Origin of the sequence: Leucobacter iarius (assembly GCF_039530105.1) — a bacterium.
Taxonomy (GTDB): domain Bacteria; phylum Actinomycetota; class Actinomycetes; order Actinomycetales; family Microbacteriaceae; genus Leucobacter; species Leucobacter iarius.
Genome location: NZ_BAAAOB010000002.1, coordinates 348906 through 369978, shown reverse-complemented (window position 1 = coordinate 369978; position 21073 = coordinate 348906). Strand labels below are relative to the sequence as shown.

Annotated in this window: 16 protein-coding genes; 13 read left to right on the top strand and 3 right to left on the bottom strand. The window is 69.7% G+C overall.

The features are described from left to right. Nucleotides 1–229 precede the first annotated feature (229 nt). The 7 genes from gltB (at nucleotide 230) to ABD169_RS10970 (ending at nucleotide 11573) form a co-directional block, all read left to right on the top strand. Nucleotides 230–4861 (top strand): glutamate synthase large subunit, encoded by a 4632-nt coding sequence (gene gltB, locus ABD169_RS11000; protein WP_344032202.1) that lies wholly within the window; start codon nucleotides 230–232, stop codon nucleotides 4859–4861. Continuing rightward, nucleotides 4854–6299, top strand: coding sequence for a glutamate synthase subunit beta (locus tag ABD169_RS10995; RefSeq protein WP_344032200.1), 1446 nt, complete (start codon nucleotides 4854–4856; stop codon nucleotides 6297–6299). The genes gltB and ABD169_RS10995 overlap by 8 nt, the downstream gene beginning before the upstream one ends. Nucleotides 6300–6387: 88 nt before the next feature. Continuing rightward, complete coding sequence (locus ABD169_RS10990; RefSeq protein ID WP_046456355.1) at nucleotides 6388–7032, top strand: NAD(P)-dependent oxidoreductase; 645 nt, start codon at nucleotides 6388–6390, stop codon at nucleotides 7030–7032. A 64-nt stretch (nucleotides 7033–7096) separates the two neighbouring features. Then, a complete protein-coding gene (locus ABD169_RS10985; protein ID WP_344032198.1) occupies nucleotides 7097–8689 on the top strand; it encodes a methyltransferase in 1593 nt (530 codons plus the stop codon). 10 nt (nucleotides 8690–8699) lie between these two features. Continuing rightward, nucleotides 8700–10022: a histidinol dehydrogenase gene (hisD, locus tag ABD169_RS10980; protein ID WP_344032386.1), complete on the top strand. Its 1323-nt coding sequence runs from the start codon at nucleotides 8700–8702 to the stop codon at nucleotides 10020–10022. Then, nucleotides 10022–10525, top strand: a complete 504-nt coding sequence (gene nrdR / locus ABD169_RS10975; protein ID WP_046456352.1) for a transcriptional regulator NrdR — start codon at nucleotides 10022–10024, stop codon at nucleotides 10523–10525. The genes hisD and nrdR overlap by 1 nt, the downstream gene beginning before the upstream one ends. A 13-nt stretch (nucleotides 10526–10538) precedes the next feature. Beyond that, nucleotides 10539–11573, top strand: a complete 1035-nt coding sequence (locus ABD169_RS10970; protein WP_344032384.1) for a quinone-dependent dihydroorotate dehydrogenase — start codon at nucleotides 10539–10541, stop codon at nucleotides 11571–11573. 57 nt (nucleotides 11574–11630) lie between these two features. On the opposite strand, the gene ABD169_RS10965 is transcribed toward ABD169_RS10970, so the two are convergent. After that, entirely contained in the window at nucleotides 11631–12209 is a 579-nt protein-coding gene (locus tag ABD169_RS10965; RefSeq protein WP_344032196.1) for a DUF3043 domain-containing protein, read from the bottom strand. A gap of 163 nt (nucleotides 12210–12372) precedes the next feature. Here ABD169_RS10965 and ABD169_RS10960 point away from each other — a divergent pair, with 163 nt between their 5' ends. The 6 genes from ABD169_RS10960 (at nucleotide 12373) to ABD169_RS10935 (ending at nucleotide 16877) form a co-directional block, all read left to right on the top strand. Beyond that, nucleotides 12373–12738 carry a HesB/IscA family protein gene (locus tag ABD169_RS10960; protein WP_046456350.1) on the top strand — a complete coding sequence of 122 codons (366 nt, stop codon included), beginning with the start codon at nucleotides 12373–12375 and terminating at the stop codon, nucleotides 12736–12738. Between the two features lie 142 nt (nucleotides 12739–12880). Next, nucleotides 12881–13735, top strand: a complete 855-nt coding sequence (ctaC, locus tag ABD169_RS10955; RefSeq protein WP_084821180.1) for an aa3-type cytochrome oxidase subunit II — start codon at nucleotides 12881–12883, stop codon at nucleotides 13733–13735. 5 nt (nucleotides 13736–13740) lie between these two features. Then, nucleotides 13741–15387, top strand: coding sequence for an aa3-type cytochrome oxidase subunit I (ctaD, locus tag ABD169_RS10950; protein WP_046456348.1), 1647 nt, complete (start codon nucleotides 13741–13743; stop codon nucleotides 15385–15387). Nucleotides 15388–15409: 22 nt separating this feature from the next. Beyond that, nucleotides 15410–15832, top strand: a complete 423-nt coding sequence (locus ABD169_RS10945) for a cytochrome c oxidase subunit 4 (protein ID WP_046456347.1) — start codon at nucleotides 15410–15412, stop codon at nucleotides 15830–15832. Between the two features lie 9 nt (nucleotides 15833–15841). Next, nucleotides 15842–16285: a GNAT family N-acetyltransferase gene (locus ABD169_RS10940; protein WP_046456346.1), complete on the top strand. Its 444-nt coding sequence runs from the start codon at nucleotides 15842–15844 to the stop codon at nucleotides 16283–16285. Next, nucleotides 16272–16877, top strand: a complete 606-nt coding sequence (locus ABD169_RS10935) for a TetR/AcrR family transcriptional regulator (RefSeq protein WP_344032192.1) — start codon at nucleotides 16272–16274, stop codon at nucleotides 16875–16877. Before ABD169_RS10940 ends, ABD169_RS10935 begins: the two co-directional genes overlap by 14 nt. 1468 nt (nucleotides 16878–18345) lie before the next feature. Here the strand turns inward: ABD169_RS10935 and qcrB are convergent. Together qcrB and qcrA are read right to left on the bottom strand one after the other, a co-directional pair. Then, nucleotides 18346–19959, bottom strand: coding sequence for a cytochrome bc1 complex cytochrome b subunit (gene qcrB, locus ABD169_RS10930; protein ID WP_344032190.1), 1614 nt, complete (start codon nucleotides 19957–19959; stop codon nucleotides 18346–18348). Continuing rightward, entirely contained in the window at nucleotides 19956–21035 is a 1080-nt protein-coding gene (qcrA, locus tag ABD169_RS10925; protein ID WP_099724891.1) for a cytochrome bc1 complex Rieske iron-sulfur subunit, read from the bottom strand. The genes qcrB and qcrA overlap by 4 nt, the downstream gene beginning before the upstream one ends. Between the last annotated feature and the right edge of the window lie 38 nt (nucleotides 21036–21073).

Below are 21073 nucleotides of genomic sequence, written 5' to 3'. Positions count from 1 at the left end.
CGAAGCTGCGGCCCAGATCATATATTTTCGCAGAAATCACGGTCGAGCTTCGAGTGTGACCGCGTGTTGCGCAGAAAGTTCGCCGCCGAATTGCATTCGCCGAAGAAGTCGCTGCTATTCTCAAAGCTCCCACTCCGCTCACGGCGGCACGGCAATGATGCCGACCGGTGCACCCGTCGAGCGAGTCTCCACGCGGGCCGCCGACGTCCCGATGATCGAGAGGACGTCGATGCGAACGACTCCTGCGACCCCGAACCCGGCCGTGACGAGCGGATTCCCCGCTGCGACCGGCCTCTACCGCCCGGAGGACGAGCGCGACGCGTGCGGCCTCGCCGCGATCGTGGCCCTGACGGGAGCGCCCGGACACGAGGTCATCTCGCAGGCGCTCGAAGCGCTCGAGCACCTCGAGCACCGCGGCGCGGTCGGTTCCGACGCGGGCACCGGCGACGGCGCCGGGATCCTGAGCGATCTGCCCGACGCGCTGATCCGCGCCGAGCTGGCCGAGCACGATCCCGACGCGGTGCTGCCGGAGCCCGGTCGCTATGCGGCGGGCCTCGCGTTCCTGCCGCAGTCCTCCACCGAGCGGCGTGCGGTGCGCTACCGCATCGCGGCGATCGCCGCGGAGGAATCGCTCGACGTGATCGCCTGGCGTCCCGTCTCGGTACGTCCGGAGGTGCTCGGCGAGAGCGCGCGCGAGGCGGCTCCGCGGATCGAGCAGCTGATCCTCGCACCGCGCGTCGACGAGGCCGGGGGAGCCGCGCTGCTCGGGCAGGTGCGCCCCATCGACACCGACGAGCTCGAACGCCGCGCTTTCCGCACCCGGAAGCGGGTCCAGAACGAGACGGGCGTCTACCTGCCCTCGCTCAGTGCGCGCACCATCGTCTACAAGGGCATGGTCACCACCCTGCAGCTCTCCGGCTTCTATCCGGAGCTGTCCGACGAGCGCTTCGCGAGCCGCTTCGCGATCGTGCACTCGCGCTACTCGACGAACACCTTCCCGTCCTGGCACCTCGCCCAGCCGCTGCGCCTCGTCGCGCACAACGGCGAGATCAACACGGTGCGCGGCAACCGGAACTGGATGCGGGCGCGCGAGGCGCAGCTCGAGAGCGACCGCCTCGGCGACGTGCGGCAGCTCGCGCCCATCTGCTCCGACGGCGGCAGCGACTCGGCCAGTTTCGACGAGGTGCTCGAACTCCTGGTGATGGCGGGACGCAGCCTGCCGCACGCGCTCGCGATGATGGTGCCCGAGGCGTGGGAATCCGAGCGGGGTCTCAGCCCCGAGCTCGTCGAATTCCTCGAGTACCACTCGCTGCTCATGGAGCCGTGGGACGGCCCCGCCGCCATGATCGCGACCGACGGCACCGAGCTCGTGGCGCTGCTCGACCGCAACGGCCTGCGGCCGGGACGCTATCTCGTGACGAGCGACGGCACCATGGTGATCGCCAGCGAGACGGGCGTGCTCGACATCGCCCCGGAGCGCGTGGTCAAGCGCGGGCGCCTGCAGCCCGGCCGCATGCTCGCGGTGAACCTCGCGACCGGCGAGATCCGTGACGACGAGACCGTGAAGAACGAGCTGGCCGGTCTCGCGCCCTGGGGCGAGTGGCTCGACGAGGGGCGGATCCGCCTGTCGGACCAGCCCGAGCGCGAGCACCTGATGCACCCGCCGGCCTCGATCACCCGGCGCCAGCGCACCTTCGGATACACCGACGAGGAGCTGCGGCTGCTGCTCACTCCCATGGCGCGCGAGGGCATCGAGCCGATCGCGGCGATGGGCACGGACACCCCGATCGCGGTGCTGAGCGAGCGGCCGCGGCTCATCTTCGACTACTTCGTGCAGCAGTTCGCGCAGGTCACCAACCCGCCGCTCGACGCGCTGCGCGAGGAGCTGATCACGAGCCTGCGCGCGGGCATGGGGCCGCAGGAGAACCTGCTCACCCAGTCCGCGGCGCACGCCCGGCAGGTGATCCTCGACTTCCCGGTCATCGACAACGACGCCCTCGCGCGGATCCAGCACTTCGGCGAGGACTTCGAGCGCGAGCGCGCGGTCGCGCTGCGCGGGCTCTACCCGGTCGACTTCGGCGCGAAGGGCCTCGCCGACCGGCTCGAATCGCTCTGCTGGGAGGCCAGCGCGGCGGTCGACGCCGGCGCCGAGTTCCTGATCATCTCGGATCGCGACTCCACCAAGGACCTCGCGCCCGTGCCGTCGCTGCTCGCCGTCTCCGCCGTGCACCACCACCTCATCCGCGAGGGGCAGCGCATGCGCGTCGCGCTCATCGCCGAGGCCGGCGACGTGCGCGAGGTGCACCACGTGGCGGCGCTCATCGGCTACGGCGCGGCGGCGGTGAACCCGTACCTCGCCATGGAGACCGTCGGCCTGCTCGTGCGCGACGGCTCGATCGGCGGTGTGACCGAGGAGCAGGCGATCGCCCGGCTGATCAAGGGCCTCGGCAAGGGCATGCTCAAGGTGATGAGCAAGATGGGCATCTCGACCGTCGCCTCCTACTGCGGCGCGCAGACCTTCGAGGCGGTCGGGCTCGCGCAGGACGTGGTCGACCGGTACTTCACCGGGACCGCGTCGCGACTCGGCGGGGTCGGGCTCGACGTGATCGCGGCGGAGGTCGCCGCGCGCCACCGCTCGGCCTACCCGGACGACGCGGCGACGCTCGCGCACCAGCGGCTCGCCACCGGCGGGGAGTACCGGTGGCGGCGCGGCGAGGAACCGCACCTCTTCGACCCCGAGACGATCTACAAGCTGCAGCACGCCACCCGCACCGGACGCCGCGAGATCTTCTCGGAGTACACGCGGCGGGTGAACGAGCAGCAGGAACGGCTCATGACGCTGCGCGGTCTGTTCCGGTTCTCCGCGCAACGGCCGCCCGTCCCGCTCGGCGAGGTCGAGCCGGTGAGCGAGATCGTGAAGCGCTTCGCGACGGGAGCCATGAGCTACGGCTCCATCTCGCCCGAGGCGCACCAGACGCTGGCGATCGCCATGAACCGGCTGGGCGGCAAGTCGAACACGGGCGAGGGCGGCGAGAGCGACGAACGGCTCACCGATCCCGAGCGCCGGAGCGCGATCAAGCAGGTCGCCTCGGGGCGGTTCGGGGTCACCTCGATGTACCTCACGAACGCCGACGAGATCCAGATCAAGCTCGCGCAGGGCGCGAAGCCCGGCGAGGGCGGCCAGCTGCCGCCCGCGAAGATGTACCCCTGGATCGCGCGCACCCGGCACGCGACGCCCGGGGTCGGCCTCATCTCGCCGCCGCCGCACCACGACATCTACTCGATCGAGGACCTCAAGCAGCTGATCTTCGACCTCAAGCGGGCGAACCCCTCGGCGCGCATCTCGACGAAGCTCGTCGCGCAGTCGGGCATCGGTCCGGTGGCCGCGGGCGTCGCGAAGGCGCTCTCCGACGTGATCCTCGTCTCGGGGCACGACGGCGGCACGGGCGCGAGCCCCATGAACTCGCTCAAGCACGCGGGATCCCCGTGGGAGCTCGGCCTCGCCGAGGCGCAGCAGACCCTCATGCTCAACGGCCTGCGCGAGCGCGTGGTGCTGCAGGCGGACGGACAGCTGAAGACGGGCCGCGACGTCGTGATCGCGGCGCTGCTCGGCGCCGAGGAGTTCGGCTTCGCGACGGCCCCGCTCGTGGTGTCCGGCTGCATCATGATGCGTGTCTGCCACCTCGACACCTGCCCCGTCGGCGTCGCGACGCAGAACCCGGAGCTGCGCGAGCGCTTCACCGGGCAGGCGGAGCACGTCGTCAATTTCTTCCGCTTCATCGCGGAGGAGGTGCGCGAGATCCTGGCCTCGCTCGGCTACCGCACGCTCGACGAAGCGGTGGGCGACACCGCGGCGCTCGACGTCGACGATGCGATCCGGCACTGGAAGGCCGACGGACTCGATCTCTCGCCGATCCTGCGGGGCCCGGACTTCGACGGGTCGGCGCCGCGGCGCAGCGGCCGGGATCAGGATCACGAGCTCGCCGAGCACTTCGACGCCGGCCTCATCGAGATCTCGACCGACGCGCTCGAACGGCGCGAGCCGGTGATCATCGACCTTCCGATCAGCAACATCGACCGCGCGGTCGGCACGATGCTGGGGCACGAGGTGACGCGCCGCTTCGGCGCGGAGGGGCTCGCCCCCGCGACGATCGACGTCACGCTGACGGGGTCCGCGGGCCAGTCGCTGGGGGCCTTCCTCCCGACCGGCATCGCCCTGCGCCTCGTGGGCGACGCCAACGACTACGTCGGCAAGGGCCTCTCGGGCGGCGAGATCTCGATCCGCCCCGATCCGAACGCCGGGCACCCGGCCGCGGACAACGTGATCGCGGGCAACGTGATCGGCTACGGCGCGACGAGCGGATCGCTCTGGATCGCCGGCGTCGTGGGGGAGCGGTTCATGGTGCGCGGCTCCGGCGCGACCGCGGTCGTCGAGGGCACGGGCGATCACGCGCTCGAGTACTTCACCGGCGGTTTCGCGCTGATCCTCGGTCCGACGGGGCGCAACATCGGCGCCGGTATGTCGGGCGGCGAGGCCGTGCTGCTCGACCTCGACCCGGCCGACGTCAACGCGGCGGAGCTCGGTTCGGGCGACCTGCTGCTGACCCCCGTCCCGCAGGAGCAGCGCGAACGGATCGTCGGCCTGCTCGGGCGGCACGTCGAGCAGACCGGATCGGAGCTGGCGGAGACGCTGCTCGGCGACATCGAGACGGATCCCGAGACCGCGTTCGCGCGCTTCACGCGGATCATCCCGAAGAACTACTCGCGCGTGCTCGAGATCCGCGAGCGCGCCGGAGCGACCGGGGCGGACCCCGACGGCGAACAGGTGTGGAACGAGATTCTGGAGGCGACCCATGGCTGATCCGCGCGGATTCCTGAAGACCCGCGAGCGCGAGCTCGCGCCCAAGCGCCCGGTCGCGCTGCGCCTCATGGACTGGCGGGAGGTCGTCGACCCGGCGAACCCCGGTATGGTGCAGCGCCAGGCCTCGCGCTGCATGGACTGCGGCGTCGCGTTCTGCCATCAGGGCTGCCCGCTCGGCAACCTGATCCCCGAGTGGAACGATCTGATGTACCGGGGTCGCGAGCGCGAGGCGATCGAGCGGCTGCACGCGACGAACAACTTCCCCGAGTTCACGGGGCGCGCGTGCCCGGCGCCGTGCGAGTCGGCCTGCGTGCTCGGCATCAACCAGCCGGCGGTCACGATCAAGCAGATCGAGAACAGCATCATCGACCAGGCGTTCTCGAACGGCTGGGTGCAGCCGCAGCCGCCCGAGCGGCTCTCGGGCAAGACGGTCGCGGTCGTCGGGTCGGGTCCCGCCGGTCTCGCCGCGGCCCAGCAGCTCACCCGCGCGGGGCACACCGTGGTCGTCTACGAGCGGGACGAGGAGCCGGGCGGCCTGCTGCGCTTCGGGATCCCCGACTTCAAGCTCGAGAAGGAGCTGGTGAGCCGCCGGGTCGAGCAGCTCCGGGCCGAGGGCACCCGGTTCCGCTGCGGGATCGAGATCGGCGGCGACATGAGCTGGGCCGAGCTGCGGCGCCGCTTCGACGCGGTCGTCGTCGCCACGGGATCGACGATCCCGCGGCCGCTGCCGATCGACGGCCGCGACCTCGCGGGCGTGCACTACGCGATGGAGTACCTGACCGCGCAGAACCGCATGGGCGGGCTCCCCGGCGCCCCGATCGACGCGGCCGGCAAGCACGTGATCGTGATCGGCGGCGGCGACACCGGCGCGGACTGCGTGGGCACCGCCCACCGCCAGGGCGCCGCGTCGGTGACGAGTCTCGCGATCGGGCGTCGTCCCGCCGAGAGCCGCACCGACGCGCAGCCCTGGCCCGTGCATCCGACGCTGTTCGAGGTGTCGAGCTCGCACGAGGAGGGCGGAGAGCGGAAGTACCTGGCCTCGACGGTCGAGTTCGTCGGCGACGACGCCGGCCGCGTGACGGGCCTGCGGGTCGCCGAGACGGGGTTCACCGAGGAGGGCCGCGTGCCGATCCCCGGGACCGAGCACCTGCTCGAGGCCGACCTGGTGCTCATCGCGATGGGCTTCACCGGACCCGAGACGATCGACGAAGCCGGCTTCGCGCTGCCCGTCGCGCGCCGGGGGGCGTTCGCCCGCGCGGCCGACTTCTCGACCGAGCTGCCCGGCGTCTACGTCGCGGGCGACGCCGGCCGCGGGCAGTCGCTGATCGTCTGGGCGATCGCCGAGGGCCGGGCCGCGGCGGCCGCGGTCGACCGGCACCTGACCGGCTCGACGGAGCTCCCGGCGCCCGTCGGCGCGAACGACCGCGCGTTCGCCTGATCCGGAGAAACGCCGGATACGGTCGGAATAGGCCCCGGCCGATTCCGGTTGTGGCCCACGACCCCAACACTCGGTGAAAGGACGGAACATGACTCGTGTGACAGTGATCGGCGGCAGCGGATACGCGGGCTCCCACATCGTGGAGGCCGCGGCGGTGCGCGGGCTCGAGGTGACGAGCGTGACCCGCAAGGAGGCGCCGAACCAGATCGCGAACGTGCGCTACACCACCGGATCCATCACCGACCCGGCCGACCGCGCGCGCGTGCTCGCCGAGTCCGACGTGGTCGTCGTCGCGGCGTCGCCGCGCGGGGACATGGTCGACGCGCTGCGTCCCGCCATCGCCGAGTTCGCCGCCGAGGCGGACGCCGCGGGCGTGCGGTTCGGCGTGGTCGGCGGGGCGGGCTCCCTGCTGGTCCGCGAGGGCGGCCCGATGGCCGCCGAGACGCCCGAGTTCGGCGACGAGTACCGGCCCGAGGCGCTCACCATGGCCGGTGTGCTCGAGGATCTGCGGGGGACCCCCGAGAGCCTCGACTGGTTCGTCATCTCGCCTCCCGGCGACTTCGGCCCCTGGATCGCCGGCGAGTTCCGCGGCGAGTACCGGGTGGGCGGCGACCTCCCCGTCGTCGCTGCCGACGGAAGCTCGACCATCGGCGGTGCCGACTTCGGCGTGGCCGTGGCCGACGAGATCGAGCAGCCGGCACACCGCCGGGCCCGGTTCACCGTCGCCTACTGAGCCACTCCGCCCGTTCCAGCTTCGGGCGTGCCCGGGACCTCCGGGCACGCCCTACGCTGGAACGGTGCATCTCGAACCCGAACTGATCGACCGGCTCGCCGCCGACCTCGCCGCCGCCGACTACCGCGTCCCCGCGGTGCGGGAACGCCTCGGCGCCGCCGCCGATGACGCGCGGCAGCGCGGGGTCTTCGCGGCTGCGACCGCCGTGCTCGACGCAGCCGAGGCCGAAGCGGGCGCGGACCCGCTCGGCACCCTGATCCGGCTGCTGCTGCTCGGCGAACCGCTGCGGCCCGAACGGATCGACGCCGCGCTGCCCGAGCTCGGCGCGGCGGGCGCACGCGCGCTCGGCGTGCTCGTCCCGAGCGGCGACGAACTCTCGATCGCGCTGTCGCTGAGCCCCGTGCTCGCGAACGACGCGATCGCCGACGATCCCCGGCACTGGTGGATCCTCTCCGACCTCGACGACCAGCTGCGCTGCGGCCCCGCACGCAGCGATCACGTCATGGGCGTCGGGGGAGCCACGCGCTCCCTCATCTCGCAGGCCCCCGCCGAGCCGGTCGGAAGCTCGCTCGACCTCGGCACGGGATGCGGCATCGTGGCGCTGCACCTCGCGCTCCGCGGCCCGGTCGTCGCCACCGACATCTCGGAGCGGGCGCTCGCGCTGGCGCGCGCGAACGCACGGCTCAACGGGCTCGCCGATCGGATCGAGTTCCGCCGGGGCGACCTGTTCGACCCGGTCGCGGGCGACCGCTTCGACCTGATCCTCTCGAACCCGCCCTTCGTGATCACGCCGAGGGAGCCGGGCGCGGCCGTCTACGAGTACCGCGACGGCGGGCGCACGGGCGACGAGCTCGCCGCGGACGTCGTTCGTGCGGCGCCCGAACACCTGCGGACCGGGGGCACGATGCTGTGCCTCGCCAACTGGGAATCGCCGTGGGGCGAGAACGGGCTCGAGCGGGTGCGCGGCTGGATCGAGGACGCCGCGGGCCGTCTGAGCGACGATTCGCTCGCCGCGTGGGTGATCGAGCGGGATCGCGTGCTCCCGGTGCAGTACGCCGAGACCTGGGCGCGCGACGGCGGCGCCCGGCCCGGCGACCCCGCGTTCGACGCGCTCGTCGCCTCCTGGCTGCGCGATTTCGCCGCCCGGCGCGTCGTGTCCATCGGGCTGGGCGCGATCCGGATCCGCCGGCTCGCCGCAGTCGCGGCCTCCGCGGCCCTCGGCGCCGCGGAATCGCGCGCCGGTGCACCGCTGATCCACCTGGAGCAGGCCACCGGAGCCTTCGCGCCGGAGCGGCTCGGAACGCTGCTCGAATCGGCCTTCGACGCCGGGCTCGCCGCAGCGGCGAAGCGCAGCGCGGACGCGCTCGATACCCACTGGCTGCTCGACCGGGCCGTGGTCGAGGAGCGCGAGCACGTGCCCGGACAGGAGGCCCCGAGCTCGATCGTGCTGCGCACCGATCGGCCGATCGCGCGCCGGGTCGCCGCGGATCCGCTGCTGGCCGCCGCGGTGGGCGCCTGCGACGGCGACCTCACGCTCGGGCAGATCGCGGACGCGCTCGCGACCCTGCTCGAGGTCGATGCGTCGGCGGCTCGGGAAGCGCTGGTCGCCGGTGCCCGGGAGCTCGCGTGGTTCGGAATGCTGCAGCCGATAGACTGAGCGCAATATGATGCGCACGATCGACCTCCGCGGCCGCGAGCTGAGCCGCGCCGAACTGCTGCAATTGGTCCCCAGGGCCGCCGTCGACACCGGCATCGCCGTCGAGCGGGTCCGCCCGCTCGTCGACGCGGTCCGCGATCGGGGCGAGGCCGCGCTGCGCGAGCAGGCGCGCGATTTCGACGGGGTCGAGGGGCACGCGCTCCGGGTGCCCGAGGCCGAGATCGCGGCATCGCTCGCGAGTTGCCCGCCCGAGATCGAACAGGCGCTCCGCCTGCTGGCCGAGCGGCTGCGCGTCGCCTCGGCCGCCCAGGTGCCCGAGCCGCGCACCACGCGCTTCGGCGACGGCGCCGTCATCCGGCAGCGCTGGCAGCCGGTGTCGCGGGTGGGGCTCTACGCGCCCGGCGGCAAGGCCGCGTACCCGTCCTCGGTGCTCATGAACGCCGTCTCGGCCCAGGCCGCCGGCGTGCCGAGCCTCGCGCTCGCCTCGCCCGCGCAGCGGGAGCACGGGGGAGGCGTGCACCCCGCGGTGCTCTGGGCCGCGGCGATCGTGGGCGTCACCGAGGTCTACGCCATCGGCGGCGCCGGCGCCATCGCGGCCTTCGCGCACGGAGTGCCGAGCATCGGGCTCGATCCGGTCGACGTGGTCACCGGTCCGGGCAACGTCTTCGTGGCCGCCGCCAAACGGGTGGTCAACGGACTCGTCGGCATCGACTCCGAGGCCGGAACGACCGAGATCCTCGTGATCGCCGACAGCACCGCCGAGCCGGGCTTCGTCGCCGCGGACCTCATCAGCCAGGCCGAGCACGACGAGGCGGCCGCCTCGGTGCTCGTGACCGACTCGCCCGAACTCGCGGAGCGCGTCGGAGCCGAGGTCGAGCGCCGTGCCGCGCGCACCCGGCACGCGGAGCGCGTGCGTCAGGCGCTCGGCGGCCCGCAGTCCGCGGTGATCCTGGTCGACGACCTCGCCACGGCGGCGCGCGTGAGCGACGCGTACGGCCCCGAGCACCTCGAAGTGCAGACCGCCGATCCCGAAGCGCTGCTCGGCTCGCTGTCCAACGCGGGTGCCATCTTCCTGGGCGGGCACACGCCCGTGAGCCTCGGCGATTACCTCGCCGGCTCGAACCACGTGCTGCCCACCGGCGGCACCGCCCGTTTCGCGGCCGGGCTCGGCGCGCACACCTTCCTGCGCCCGCAGCAGGTCATCTCCTACGAGCGCGACGCGCTGTCGGAGGTGCACGAGCCGCTGCTCGCCATCGCCGGCGCCGAGGGGCTGCCCGCGCACGGCGAGGCGGTCACCGCCCGCTTCGAATCCGAGACCGAGGGGACCGTCTGATGCACTGCCCGTTCTGCCGCCACCCCGATTCCCGGGTCATCGACTCCCGCACCTCCGACGACGGCCTGTCGATCCGCCGCCGGCGCCAGTGCCCCGAATGCGGCCGCCGCTTCAGCACCACCGAGACCGCGAGCCTCACCGTGATCAAGCGCTCCGGCGTGGTCGAGCCGTTCAGCCGCGAGAAGGTCATGAGCGGGGTCCGCAAGGCCTGCCAGGGCCGCCCGGTCACCGAGGCCGACCTCGCGATCCTCGCCCAGCGCGTCGAGGAATCGGTCCGCTCCGCGGGCATCGCGCAGTTCGAAGCCAACGAGATCGGTCTCGCGATCCTGCCCCACCTCCGCGAGCTCGACGAGGTGGCGTACCTGCGCTTCGCGAGCGTCTACCAGGCCTTCGAGTCGCTCTCCGACTTCGATTCGGCGATCGCCGAGCTGCGGGCGCACCCGCGCACGGGGTCCATGCCGAGCATCGACGAGCCCGCTTCGATCCAGAACCCCCAGGAGTAGCCGCACCATGCGTCTGTACCCCCAGCTCTTCAATACGCTGCTGCGCCGCATGGACCCCGAGCAGGCCCACCACCTGGCGTTCGGCGTCATCAAGGGAGCCCCGGCGGCCGGAGCGGCGCTCCGCGCTCTCTGCGCTCCCGATCCCTCGCTGCGCGTCCGCGCGCTCGGCCTCGACTTCCCGAGCCCCTTCGGGCTCGCCGCGGGCTTCGACAAGAACGCCGAGGGCATCCTCGGCCTCGGCGCCTTCGGCTTCGGCCACGTCGAGGTCGGCACCCTGACCAGGCACGCGCAGCCCGGCAACCCGAAGCCGCGCATGCATCGTCTGGTCGACGACCGCGGGCTCATCAACCGCATGGGCTTCAACAACGGAGGATCCGCGGCCGCGGTCGCCCGAATCGAGCGCGCCCGGCTGTCGCGGCACCGCCCGATCATCGGCGTGAACATCGGCAAGAGCCGGGTCACCGAGGTCGATGACGCGGTGCAGGACTACGTGTGGAGCGCGCAGCGCCTCGCGCCCGTCGCCGACTACCTCGCCGTCAACGTGAGCTCACCGAACACGCCCGGGCTGCGCGGACTGCAGGAACTCTCCATGCTCCGTCCGCTGCTCGCCGAGGTGCGCGATGCGGCCCAGGGCACGCCGCTCCTCGTCAAGATCGCCCCCGATCTCGACGACCCGCAGATCGACGGCATCGTCGATCTGGTGGGGGAGCTGGGTCTCGACGGCATCATCGCCACCAACACCACCATCTCGCGCGAGGGCCTTACCGCCCCGGCGTCGGAGGTCGAGGCGATGGGCGCGGGCGGACTGTCCGGCGCACCGCTCAAGCAGCGCTCGCTGGAGGTTCTGCACCGGATCCGCGCGGCAGCGCCCGCCGATCTCTGCGTCGTCTCGGTCGGGGGGATCACCACGGCCGCCGACGTGCGCGAGCGGCTGGACGCCGGCGCGACCCTCGTGCAGGGCTTCACCGCCTACATCTACGAAGGGCCGTTCTGGGCCCGCGAGGTCAACCGGGGGCTCGCCGCCTCCGGCTGGCGGCAGAACGCATAGGAACGCACAGAAAAGGGAGCGGAGGCGATGCCTCCGCTCCCTTTCTCGTCGTCCCGATCAGTTCGGGTACTGGCGGCGCTTGACCTGCGGCTTCGGCATCCGCAGGAAACGCATCTGGAATGCACGCATGGCGGCGTACCAGCGGAAGCCCTTCTGGACGTTCTCCTTGCCGAACTTCGCAGCGAGCTTGCCGTTCAGGCGCACGCCGAGGAGCACCGAGTCGAGCACCGCGAGGGCGACGAAGCCCCAGACGATGAAGACGCTGTAGACGCCGGCCATGCCGGGCAGGAACGTGCCGAGCAGCATGAGCAGCATGAGGGGGATGAGGATCTCGCCCATGCTGAAGCGCGCATCGACGAAATCGCGCACGTAGCGGCGCTGCGGGCCGCGGTCGCGGGCGGTGAGGTAGCGCTCCTCGCCGTTCATCATGCCGAGGCGCGCGCGATCGCGGTCGGCCGTCTGGCGCTGACGCGCGGCCTTCATCGAGGCCTTGTCGCGGCTGCCGACGAGCGGCTGCGCGTTCGCAGCCTGCGCGGCCTTGCGGCTCGGCGTGGGGCGCCCCTTGCCGACGACCGGTTCCGTCGCTCCGCCCTCAACGCTCGGCTTCGACGAATCTTCGGTCCGCTTCGGTGCCACGCCCGACTCCTTGACTGCTTCTGGGCGCCGCGTCGATCGCGACGCCGCCCTCGTGCGCCCGACGATTGTGCGGGCCGTCCTCCAGGATACCCGGTGCGCATGTGAGCGACGCGCGCGGGCGTAGACTTGATTCAGATATGTTCATCGCGAGCAAGGAGTCGGTGTGAGCACTGATACCCAGACCCCCGAGGTCGAGGCCCCGGCGCACGGCGTCAAGCTGTCCGAGACGGCACAGGACAAGGTCCGCAGCCTGCTCTCGCAGGAGGGTCGTGACGACCTCCGCCTGCGCATCGCAGTGCAGCCCGGAGGCTGCTCCGGCCTCATCTACCAGCTCTACTTCGACGAGCGCGTGCTTGACAACGACGCCGTCGTCGACTTCTCCGGCGTCGAGGTGATCGTCGACCAGATGAGCAAGCCCTACCTGGACGGCTCGACCATCGAGTTCGAGGACACGATCCAGAAGCAGGGCTTCACCATCGACAACCCCAACGCCCAGGGCAGCTGCGCCTGCGGCGACAGCTTCAGCTGAACCGAAGATCCTGCGACGCACCGGCCCGTGTCCTGGGCGCTTGCCGGATCGCGCTAAGCTGTCAGGGAGTCATCAGTTTCGCCTGCCCGCCGGGTGGCGAACATCACGTTTCGAAAGGTATGCGGTGCGTTCCAATCGTCGAATGAAATGGGTCGCGACCCCACTCGCGCTGGCTGCAGCGCTGGTGCTCGCAGGCTGCACCTCCGAGCAGCAGCGGGGCTTCCTCCCCGCTGGCTCCGAAGGCGCGACGAACCATACGGACGGCATCACCAGCCTCTGGGTCAACTCCTGGATCGTGCTGCTCGCCGTCGGTGTGATCACCTGGGGTCTGATCATCTGGGCGGCGATCGCATACCGCCGTCGCAAGGGCCAGACCGGCATGCCGGTGCAGCTGCGCTACAACATGCCCATCGAGACCTTCTTCACGATCGTCCCGGTCATCCTGGTCATCGGCTTCTTCGCCTTCACCGCGCAGGAGCAGTCCAAGATCGAGGCACGGGATCCCAACCCCGAGAACGTCGTCGAGGTCTTCGGCAAGCGCTGGGCGTGGGACTTCAACTACGTGAAGGACGACGTCCACTTCCAGGGCGTGCAGGTCCAGACCGACAAGAAGGGCTCGGCGAAGCCCGAGACCATGCCGGTGCTCTACCTGCCCGTCAACAAGACGACCGAGATCCGTCTCGAGTCGCGCGACGTCATCCACTCGTTCTGGGTCGTGGACTTCCTCTACAAGAAGGACATGATCCCGGGCAAGACCAACTACATGACCTTCACGCCCACCAAGACGGGCACCTTCATGGGCAAGTGCGCCGAGCTCTGCGGCGAGTACCACTCGATGATGCTGTTCGAGGTCAAGGTCGTGAACCAGGACGAGTACGACGCATACGTCAAGTCGCTGCGCGAGCAGGGCAAGACGGGTCTGGTCGGCAACGATCAGAACCCGAACCAGGATCTGTTCGCCGCTCCGGCCGCCGCCGGTGAAAAGCACGAGGGATAAGGCACATGAAGAAGGGCAACGTATTCGTCACGTGGATCACGTCCACGGACCACAAGGTGATCGGATACATGTATCTGATCAGCTCCTTCGTGTGGTTCCTGATCGGTGGCCTCATGGCCCTCGTGATCCGCGCCCAGCTGTTCGCTCCCGGCCTCGAGATCGTCGCCACCAAGGAGCAGTACAACCAGCTGTTCACCATGCACGGCACGATCATGCTGCTCATGTTCGCGACGCCGCTGTTCGCCGGCTTCGCCAACGTGATCATGCCCCTGCAGATCGGCGCCCCTGACGTCGCCTTCCCGCGACTGAACGCCTTCGCCTTCTGGCTCTACACCTTCGGCTCGCTCATGGCGGTCGGCGGCTTCCTCACCCCGCAGGGCGCGGCCTCCTTCGGCTGGTTCGCCTACTCGCCCCTCTCCGGTATGACCTTCTCGCCGGGCGTGGGCGGCAACCTCTGGGTGCTCGGCCTCGGCGTCAGCGGCTTCGGCACGATCATGGGCGGCGTGAACTTCATCACCACGATCATCACCATGCGCGCTCCGGGCATGACCATGTGGCGCATGTCCGTGTTCACCTGGAACACGCTCATCACCTCGATCCTGGTGCTCCTCGTCTTCCCCGTGCTCGCCGCGGCGTTCTTCGGCCTCGCGGCCGACCGCATCTTCGGTGCGCACATCTACGATGGCCAGGGCGGCGCCATTCTCTGGCAACACCTCTTCTGGTTCTTCGGACACCCCGAGGTCTACATCATCGCGCTGCCGTTCTTCGGCATCGTCTCCGAGATCTTCCCGGTGTTCAGCCGCAAGCCGATCTTCGGCTACAAGACCCTGATCTACGCGACCATCTCGATCGCGGCCCTGTCGATGACCGTGTGGGCGCACCACATGTACGTCACCGGCTCGGTGCTCCTGCCGTTCTTCGCCCTGATGACCATGCTCATCGCGGTTCCGACCGGCGTGAAGATCTTCAACTGGCTCGGCACCATGTGGCGCGGCTCGATCACCTTCGAGACGCCGATGCTCTGGTCGATCGGCTTCCTCGTGACCTTCGTCTTCGGCGGTCTCACGGGTGTCATCCTCGCCTCGCCGGCGCTCGACTTCCACCTGTCCGATACCTACTTCGTGGTGGCGCACTTCCACTACGTCGTGTTCGGTACCGTCGTGTTCGCGATGTTCGCGGGCTTCTACTTCTGGTGGCCGAAGTGGACCGGCAAGATGCTCAACGAGCGTCTCGGCAAGATCCACTTCTGGGTGCTCTTCATCGGCTTCCACACGACCTTCCTCATCCAGCACTGGCTGGGCGTCATGGCCATGCCGCGTCGCTACTACACCTACCTCCCCGAGGATGGTGTCACCTGGATGAACCAGCTCTCGACCGTGGGCGCGATGATCCTCGGCGCTTCGATGATCCCGTTCCTCCTGAACGTGTACATCACCTCGCGCCGCGCACCGAAGGTGACCGTGAACGACCCGTGGGGCTTCGGCCGCTCGCTCGAGTGGGCGACCTCCTGCCCGCCGCCGCGTCACAACTTCACCTCGATCCCGCGTATCCGCACCGAGTCGCCCGCCTTCGACCTCAACCACCCCGAGGTCAGCGGCATCCAGCAGGTCGGCCAGGAGAGCGAGCAGCACGAGCTCGCCCCCAAGAAGTGACGACTGAGAGGCAACGAACGACATGAAGTCCAACATCGTCATCTTCTGGATCCTGACCGCGTACCTGGTGCTCCTGGCAGCCGTCTACACCGTCTGGAACCTCATCGACCACGGCGGCGTCGAGTGGGTCGGATCCACCGCGATCCTGCTCTCGGGCGGCCTCACCGGCTTCATCGCCTTCTACCTGCAGCTCACGCGCAGCAAGCAGGGCGGCGAGCTGATCGAGGACCTCGAGGACTCGGACATCGACGACGGCGACCCCGAGCTGGGCGAGTTCAGCCCGTGGAGCTGGTGGCCGATCGTCCTCGCCTTCGGTGCGTCGCTGGTCGTCCTCGGCCTGTGCATCGGATTCGAGTTCTGGCTCGCGTTCCTCGCAGCACCGATCGTGCTCGTGGGCGTGGTCGGCTGGGTCTACGAGTACTACCGCGGCAACTTCGCCCGCTAAGGAACTCGCGTGGGAATCACGATTCGACGGGGCCAGATCGAAGACGCTGCGGCGCTCTTCGATCTGGCTCGCCAGTATCAGACCGGCCGTGAGCCGATCGGCCGCGACGAGTTCCTCGTCGGTCTCGACAACGTGCTCCGGCGCCGCGACCACGAGACCAACGTGCTCTTCGTCGCCGAGCTCGACGAGAAGGTCGTCGGCTACTCGCTGACGACCGTCTCCCGGTTGCTGCACGCACCGGGCCTGACGGCCCACCTGCAGGAGATCGTCGTCGATTCGAACTCTCGCGGGCACGGCATCGGCGATCGCCTGATGCAGGCCAACGAGCACTACTGCATGGGGCGCGGCGTGCGTCAGCTGTCCGCGTCGACCGCTCGCATCGGTTCGTTCTACAACCACCGAGGGTTCGAGGCGGTCGGGGAGCACTACCGGAAGATCCTTGACCTCGGATAGCCAGTTTTCTGCTCCCGCCCGTCCCCGGCGTCGTCCGGGCGAGAACCGGGAGCGCCTGATCGAGGCCGGACTCATCGAGTTCGGCCTCTTCGGCTATCACGGAGCATCGACCGCGGGCATCGCCGCCCGGGCCGAAGTTCCACAGCCGCACGTCTACGCGAGTTTCCCGTCCAAGGGGGAGCTCTTCCTCGCGGTCGTGCGTCGCGTTGCGGAGCGGCTTGCGGGGCCGACCGCATTGGCTCCCGCCGGCACCGGCGAAGGCCTTCTCGGCGGGGCGCCCGATGAAGTTCCTGCTGGTGGTGCGCCTGCTGGCGCCCACGGATCCGGTCTCGACGCGGACGGTGAGGGCGGCGAGGGCGGCGAGGGCTCGGATGCGCGCGACAGCGCGAGCGACCGCGCTGATGAGCGTGAGGGCGACGGCGCTGCCGCGGCGCGAGTGCTGCTACAGGCGATCGCTCTTGCCGCCGACACTCAGCTGGGACCGGAGCTCCACCTCGAGCTCTCGACGCTGCGCACCCGGATCGGCGCGTCCGCGTTCGACGAGCTGGTGCTGCATGGTGCGCAGCTGCTGCTCACCGGGCCGGAGGCCTAACCGGCTGCTGGCTTGACGGGGCGCGGCCGCCACGGCTGGACAGCCGCCTCGCTGAGACACTGCGCTCCCCGTTGCGCAGAAGCGGGTTCTGAGCCGGCGCCGGCGTGCACTCGCCGTCCCGGGCTCGCGCATCTCACCCGGCCGCTTGGCGGTGCGGGCATACGTTCAGAAGGAGATTCGCGTTCAGAAGGAGACGAACAGCGAAGTTCGTCCGGAAGAACGCGAATCTCCTTCCGACGGTAGGGCGTGAATGGATCCTCTGAGCTCGACGTCGACCCTGGGACGCGTTGGCACAGGGGAGCGGGCCCGGCTGAGGAGGGCGAGGGCCTCGTCGACGTGGGCCGTCGCATCCACGGCGTCCAAGGCCTGCACGGCATGCACGGCGTCGACCGAGGTCTCGGAACCCGCAACGCGTGGCGTCGCAGGCCCTCGGGCGGGGCACCCGGGCGCGCACGCTTGCGCGGACCGACGCATGCGCGCCCGGGTGTCTTTCGGGCGGACACGCGCGGGTCCGCGCGACCGCCGGGCATCGAAGCGAGGTCTGAGGGTGTCGAGATGCCCGCCCGCCTGCGCCGAATGGCGGCAAACGCATCGAATGCGGGGCTCACGAGAGCGTTTTGGCGCCACTCGGCATCAGCGCCGGTGCGTCGGGGCGGAAGGAGAGCGAATGCTAGTCACGGTGCGCACGTGGCAGTCTCCCCAGTGCCAGCGCCAGCGCCAGTGCCAGCGCCAGCGCGAGAGCGAGAGCGAGAGCGAGAGCGAGAGCGAGAGCCAGGCCTTGGGTTTGGACGCAGGGCTCAGGCCGAGCCGGTGCGACAGCCAGGGCCAGGACCACGGGTCAGGACCACGGGTCAGTATGTAGGCGAAGGGCGAAGGGCGAAGGGCGAAAGGCGAAAGGCGAAGGACGAAAGGCGAAGGACGAAAGGCGAGCGGCGAAGGGCGAGCGGCGAAAGGCGAAAGGCGGGAGGCGAGAGGAGCTGCCTCCCGAACTTGGCGAGCAGCAGACGAATCGCGGAGAAGCAGCGACGCCCTGCAGTGGATCTGGCACGGACCTCTCGAGCCCGCGCGCATCTACGCTTCGGGTATCGAGCATGGGATCGGATCCGCGGACTCCGGTGCACAGGGTCCTGGTGACATCGCCGGGCTCTGGAGACCTGGTGAAGTTGCCGGGTAGGGGAGCCGCGATGCAGCCGCCGAGCGGAGAGCGCCGCGTGAGCGGAGTCTCACGTGAGCGGAGGCCGCACGCGGGGGAGCGATCATTCCCCTACAACAGCATCTTCGCCCGCGAGATTCTCAGCACCAAGACTTGCCCGCTCAAGTGCCCAGCCCGACGGCCCAGCCCGACGGCCCAGCCCGACGGCCCAGTCCCACGAAGCCCAACCAGCGCCGGCACTCAGCACGCAAAAAAACGGGTGGGCCTCCGCAGGAACGAATCCTGCGGAGGCCCACCCGTTGTTCAGCCCGAGGGTCAGTGACCCTCGTGGTGGCCCTGCTCGATCTCACCCTTGGTCGGGGGAACGATGCGGTCCTCGAAGAACCAGCGGCTGACGCCGGCGCGCAGACGACGCGAGAAGGGAATCTTGCCCTCGTCGTTCGGGCGCAGCATGAGCGGTGCGTAGTCGTGGTAGCTGACGAGCTTCCAGGACTCGTAGTCGCTGAGCGGCTTGTGCACCTCGATGAACTCGCCACCGGGCATGCGCACGATGCGTCCCGACTCGTAGCCGTGCAGAGCGATCGAACGATCCTTCTTCTGCAGGCCGATGCAGATGCGCTTCGTGACCTGGTAGGCGACGATCGGGCCGAGGATCAGGAGAGCCTGCAGTGCGTGGATCACACCCTCCATGGAGAGCTGGAAGTGCGTGGCCATGAGGTCCGAGCTCGCACCGGCCCACATCACGGCGTAGAAGGTCACGCCGGCGGCGCCGATCGCGGTACGCGTGGGAGCGTTGCGGGGGCGGTCCAGGATGTGGTGCTCTCGCTTGTCGCCGGTGACCCACGCCTCGATGAAGGGGTAGATCATGACGAGCACGATGAACAGACCGATGATGATCAGCGGCAGGAGCATGTTGAACGACCAGGTGTAGCCGAACCACTCCGCCTCGAGCCCCGGCGGGACCAGACGCAGCATGCCGTCCGCGAAGCCGATGTACCAGTCGGGCTGGGTACCGGCGGACACGGGGGATGGGTCGTACGGTCCGTAGTTCCAGATCGGGTTGATTCCGACGAACGATGCGATGAGCACGATGACGCCGAACACGATGAAGAAGAAGCCGCCGGCCTTGGCCGCGTACACGGGGAGGACGGGGAAGCCGACCACGTTCTGCTGGGTCTTGCCCGGGCCCGCGTACTGCGTGTGCTTGTGGATGACCACGAACGCGAGGTGCAGCGCGACGAACAGGATCACGAGTGCGGGGAGCACCATGATGTGCAGCATGTAGAGGCGTCCGACGATCGCGGTGCCCGGGAACTCTCCGCCGAAGAAGAAGAAGGAGAGGTAGGTGCCGATGACCGGGATGGCCTTGATGATGCCGTCGATGATGCGGAGGCCGTTGCCCGAGAGCACGTCGTCGGGGAGCGAGTAGCCGGTGAAGCCCTCGGCCATCGCGAGGATGAAGAGGACGAAGCCGATCACCCAGTTGAGCTCGCGCGGCTTGCGGAACGCACCGGTGAAGAAGATGCGCAGCATGTGCAGGCCGATGGACGCGACGAACAGCAGCGCGGCCCAGTGGTGGACGTGACGCATGAGCAGGCCGCCGCGCACCGAGAAGGAGATGTCGAGCGTCGACGCCATGGCGGCGGACATCTCGAGGCCCTTCATGGGCACGTAGGGACCGGTGTAGTGGGTCTCGACCATCGACGCCTGGAAGAACAGGGTCAGGAAGGTGCCCGACAGCAGGATCACGACGAAGCTGTAGAGCGCGACCTCACCGAGCAGGAACGACCAGTGGTCGGGGAACACCTTGCGGCCGAACTCCTTGACGGCGACACCGATCTTGGTGCGCTCGTCGATGTAGTTCGCCGCGGCGGCGGTGAATCGGCTCGATCCGCTCGCGGTCGAGGTGGTGGTGGCGGTGCTGCTCACTTGAGACGCTCCCAGAAGCTCGGGCCGACGGGTTCATGGAAATCGCTCTGCGCGACGAGGTAGCCCTCTTCGTCCACCGTGATGGGGAGCTGGGGAAGGGGGCGCTTCGCCGGGCCGAAGATGACCTTGGCGTGCTCGGACACATCGAACTGCGACTGGTGGCAGGGGCAGAGCAGGTGGTGGGTGCGCTGCTCGTAGAGCGCCACCGGGCAACCGACGTGGGTGCAGACCTTCGAGTACGCGACGATGCCGTTGTACGACCAGGTCTTGCGCTCGGGGAGCTCCTTGAGGTCCGCCGGATCGAGACGCATGAGCAGGACGATGGCCTTGGCCTTCTCGTCGAGCACGTGCTCGGCCTCGTGCAGGTTCTCGGGGATCACGTGGAAGGCCGAGCCGATGGTGACGTCGGAGGCCTTGATCGGGACGCCGGAGGGATCACGGGCGAGACGGATGCCCTTGTCCCACATGGTGTGCTTCAGCAGCTCCACCGGATCCTTGTCCTGCGGAGCGAGACCGCGGAGCAGGGTGATGCCGGGGAGGGGGAACGCGACCAGGGCGCCGATGAGGCTGTTGCGCACGAGCGAACGGCGCGAGAAGCCCGACTCCTTGTCGGCGAGCTCGAACACCTCGGCCGAGGCCTCGCGGGTCGCGGTGTCGCTGGCGACCGGGTGGCGCTCGTCGATCGACTCGTGGTCGGCCATGAGGGCCTTGCCCCAGTGGACGGCACCGATGCCGACGGCGAGCAGCGCGAGCGCCATGCCCAGACCCACGAACAGGGTGTTCAGGCGGATGGCCATGAGATCCCCGGTCTCGATGGGGAAGAACATGTAGGCGAGGACCGAGCCGAGGCTGCCCGCGATCGACAGGTAGAAGAGGGTGAAGACGATGCGCTCGGCTCGCTTCTCCTTCTTCGGATCGGTGTCGGTGACACGCTTCCGGTGCGCAGGAAGGCCCGGGTTCTGAACGGCGTCGTCGGAGACGACCGCGGTACCGACCGCGACGTCACCTGCTGCGCCGTGGCTGCGGGCTGCGACAGCGGCGCTATCGCTGCCGCTGTTCATCGCTTCCTCTGCCATGTTGCTCCTTGATTCGTGATGTTTCACTGCTGATCCGC

Excerpts from the sequence above, each read along its gene's own strand:
- ABD169_RS10945 (WP_046456347.1), top strand. The coding sequence starts at position 15,410 with ATGAAGTCCAACATCGTCATCTTCTGGATCCTGACCGCGTACCTGGTG.
- ctaD (WP_046456348.1), top strand. The coding sequence starts at position 13,741 with ATGAAGAAGGGCAACGTATTCGTCACGTGGATCACGTCCACGGACCAC.
- hisD (WP_344032386.1), top strand. The coding sequence starts at position 8,700 with ATGCGCACGATCGACCTCCGCGGCCGCGAGCTGAGCCGCGCCGAACTG.
- qcrA (WP_099724891.1), bottom strand. The coding sequence starts at position 21,035 with ATGGCAGAGGAAGCGATGAACAGCGGCAGCGATAGCGCCGCTGTCGCA.
- ABD169_RS10995 (WP_344032200.1), top strand. The coding sequence starts at position 4,854 with ATGGCTGATCCGCGCGGATTCCTGAAGACCCGCGAGCGCGAGCTCGCG.
- ctaC (WP_084821180.1), top strand. The coding sequence starts at position 12,881 with ATGAAATGGGTCGCGACCCCACTCGCGCTGGCTGCAGCGCTGGTGCTC.
- nrdR (WP_046456352.1), top strand. The coding sequence starts at position 10,022 with ATGCACTGCCCGTTCTGCCGCCACCCCGATTCCCGGGTCATCGACTCC.
- ABD169_RS10990 (WP_046456355.1), top strand. The coding sequence starts at position 6,388 with ATGACTCGTGTGACAGTGATCGGCGGCAGCGGATACGCGGGCTCCCAC.
- gltB (WP_344032202.1), top strand. The coding sequence starts at position 230 with ATGCGAACGACTCCTGCGACCCCGAACCCGGCCGTGACGAGCGGATTC.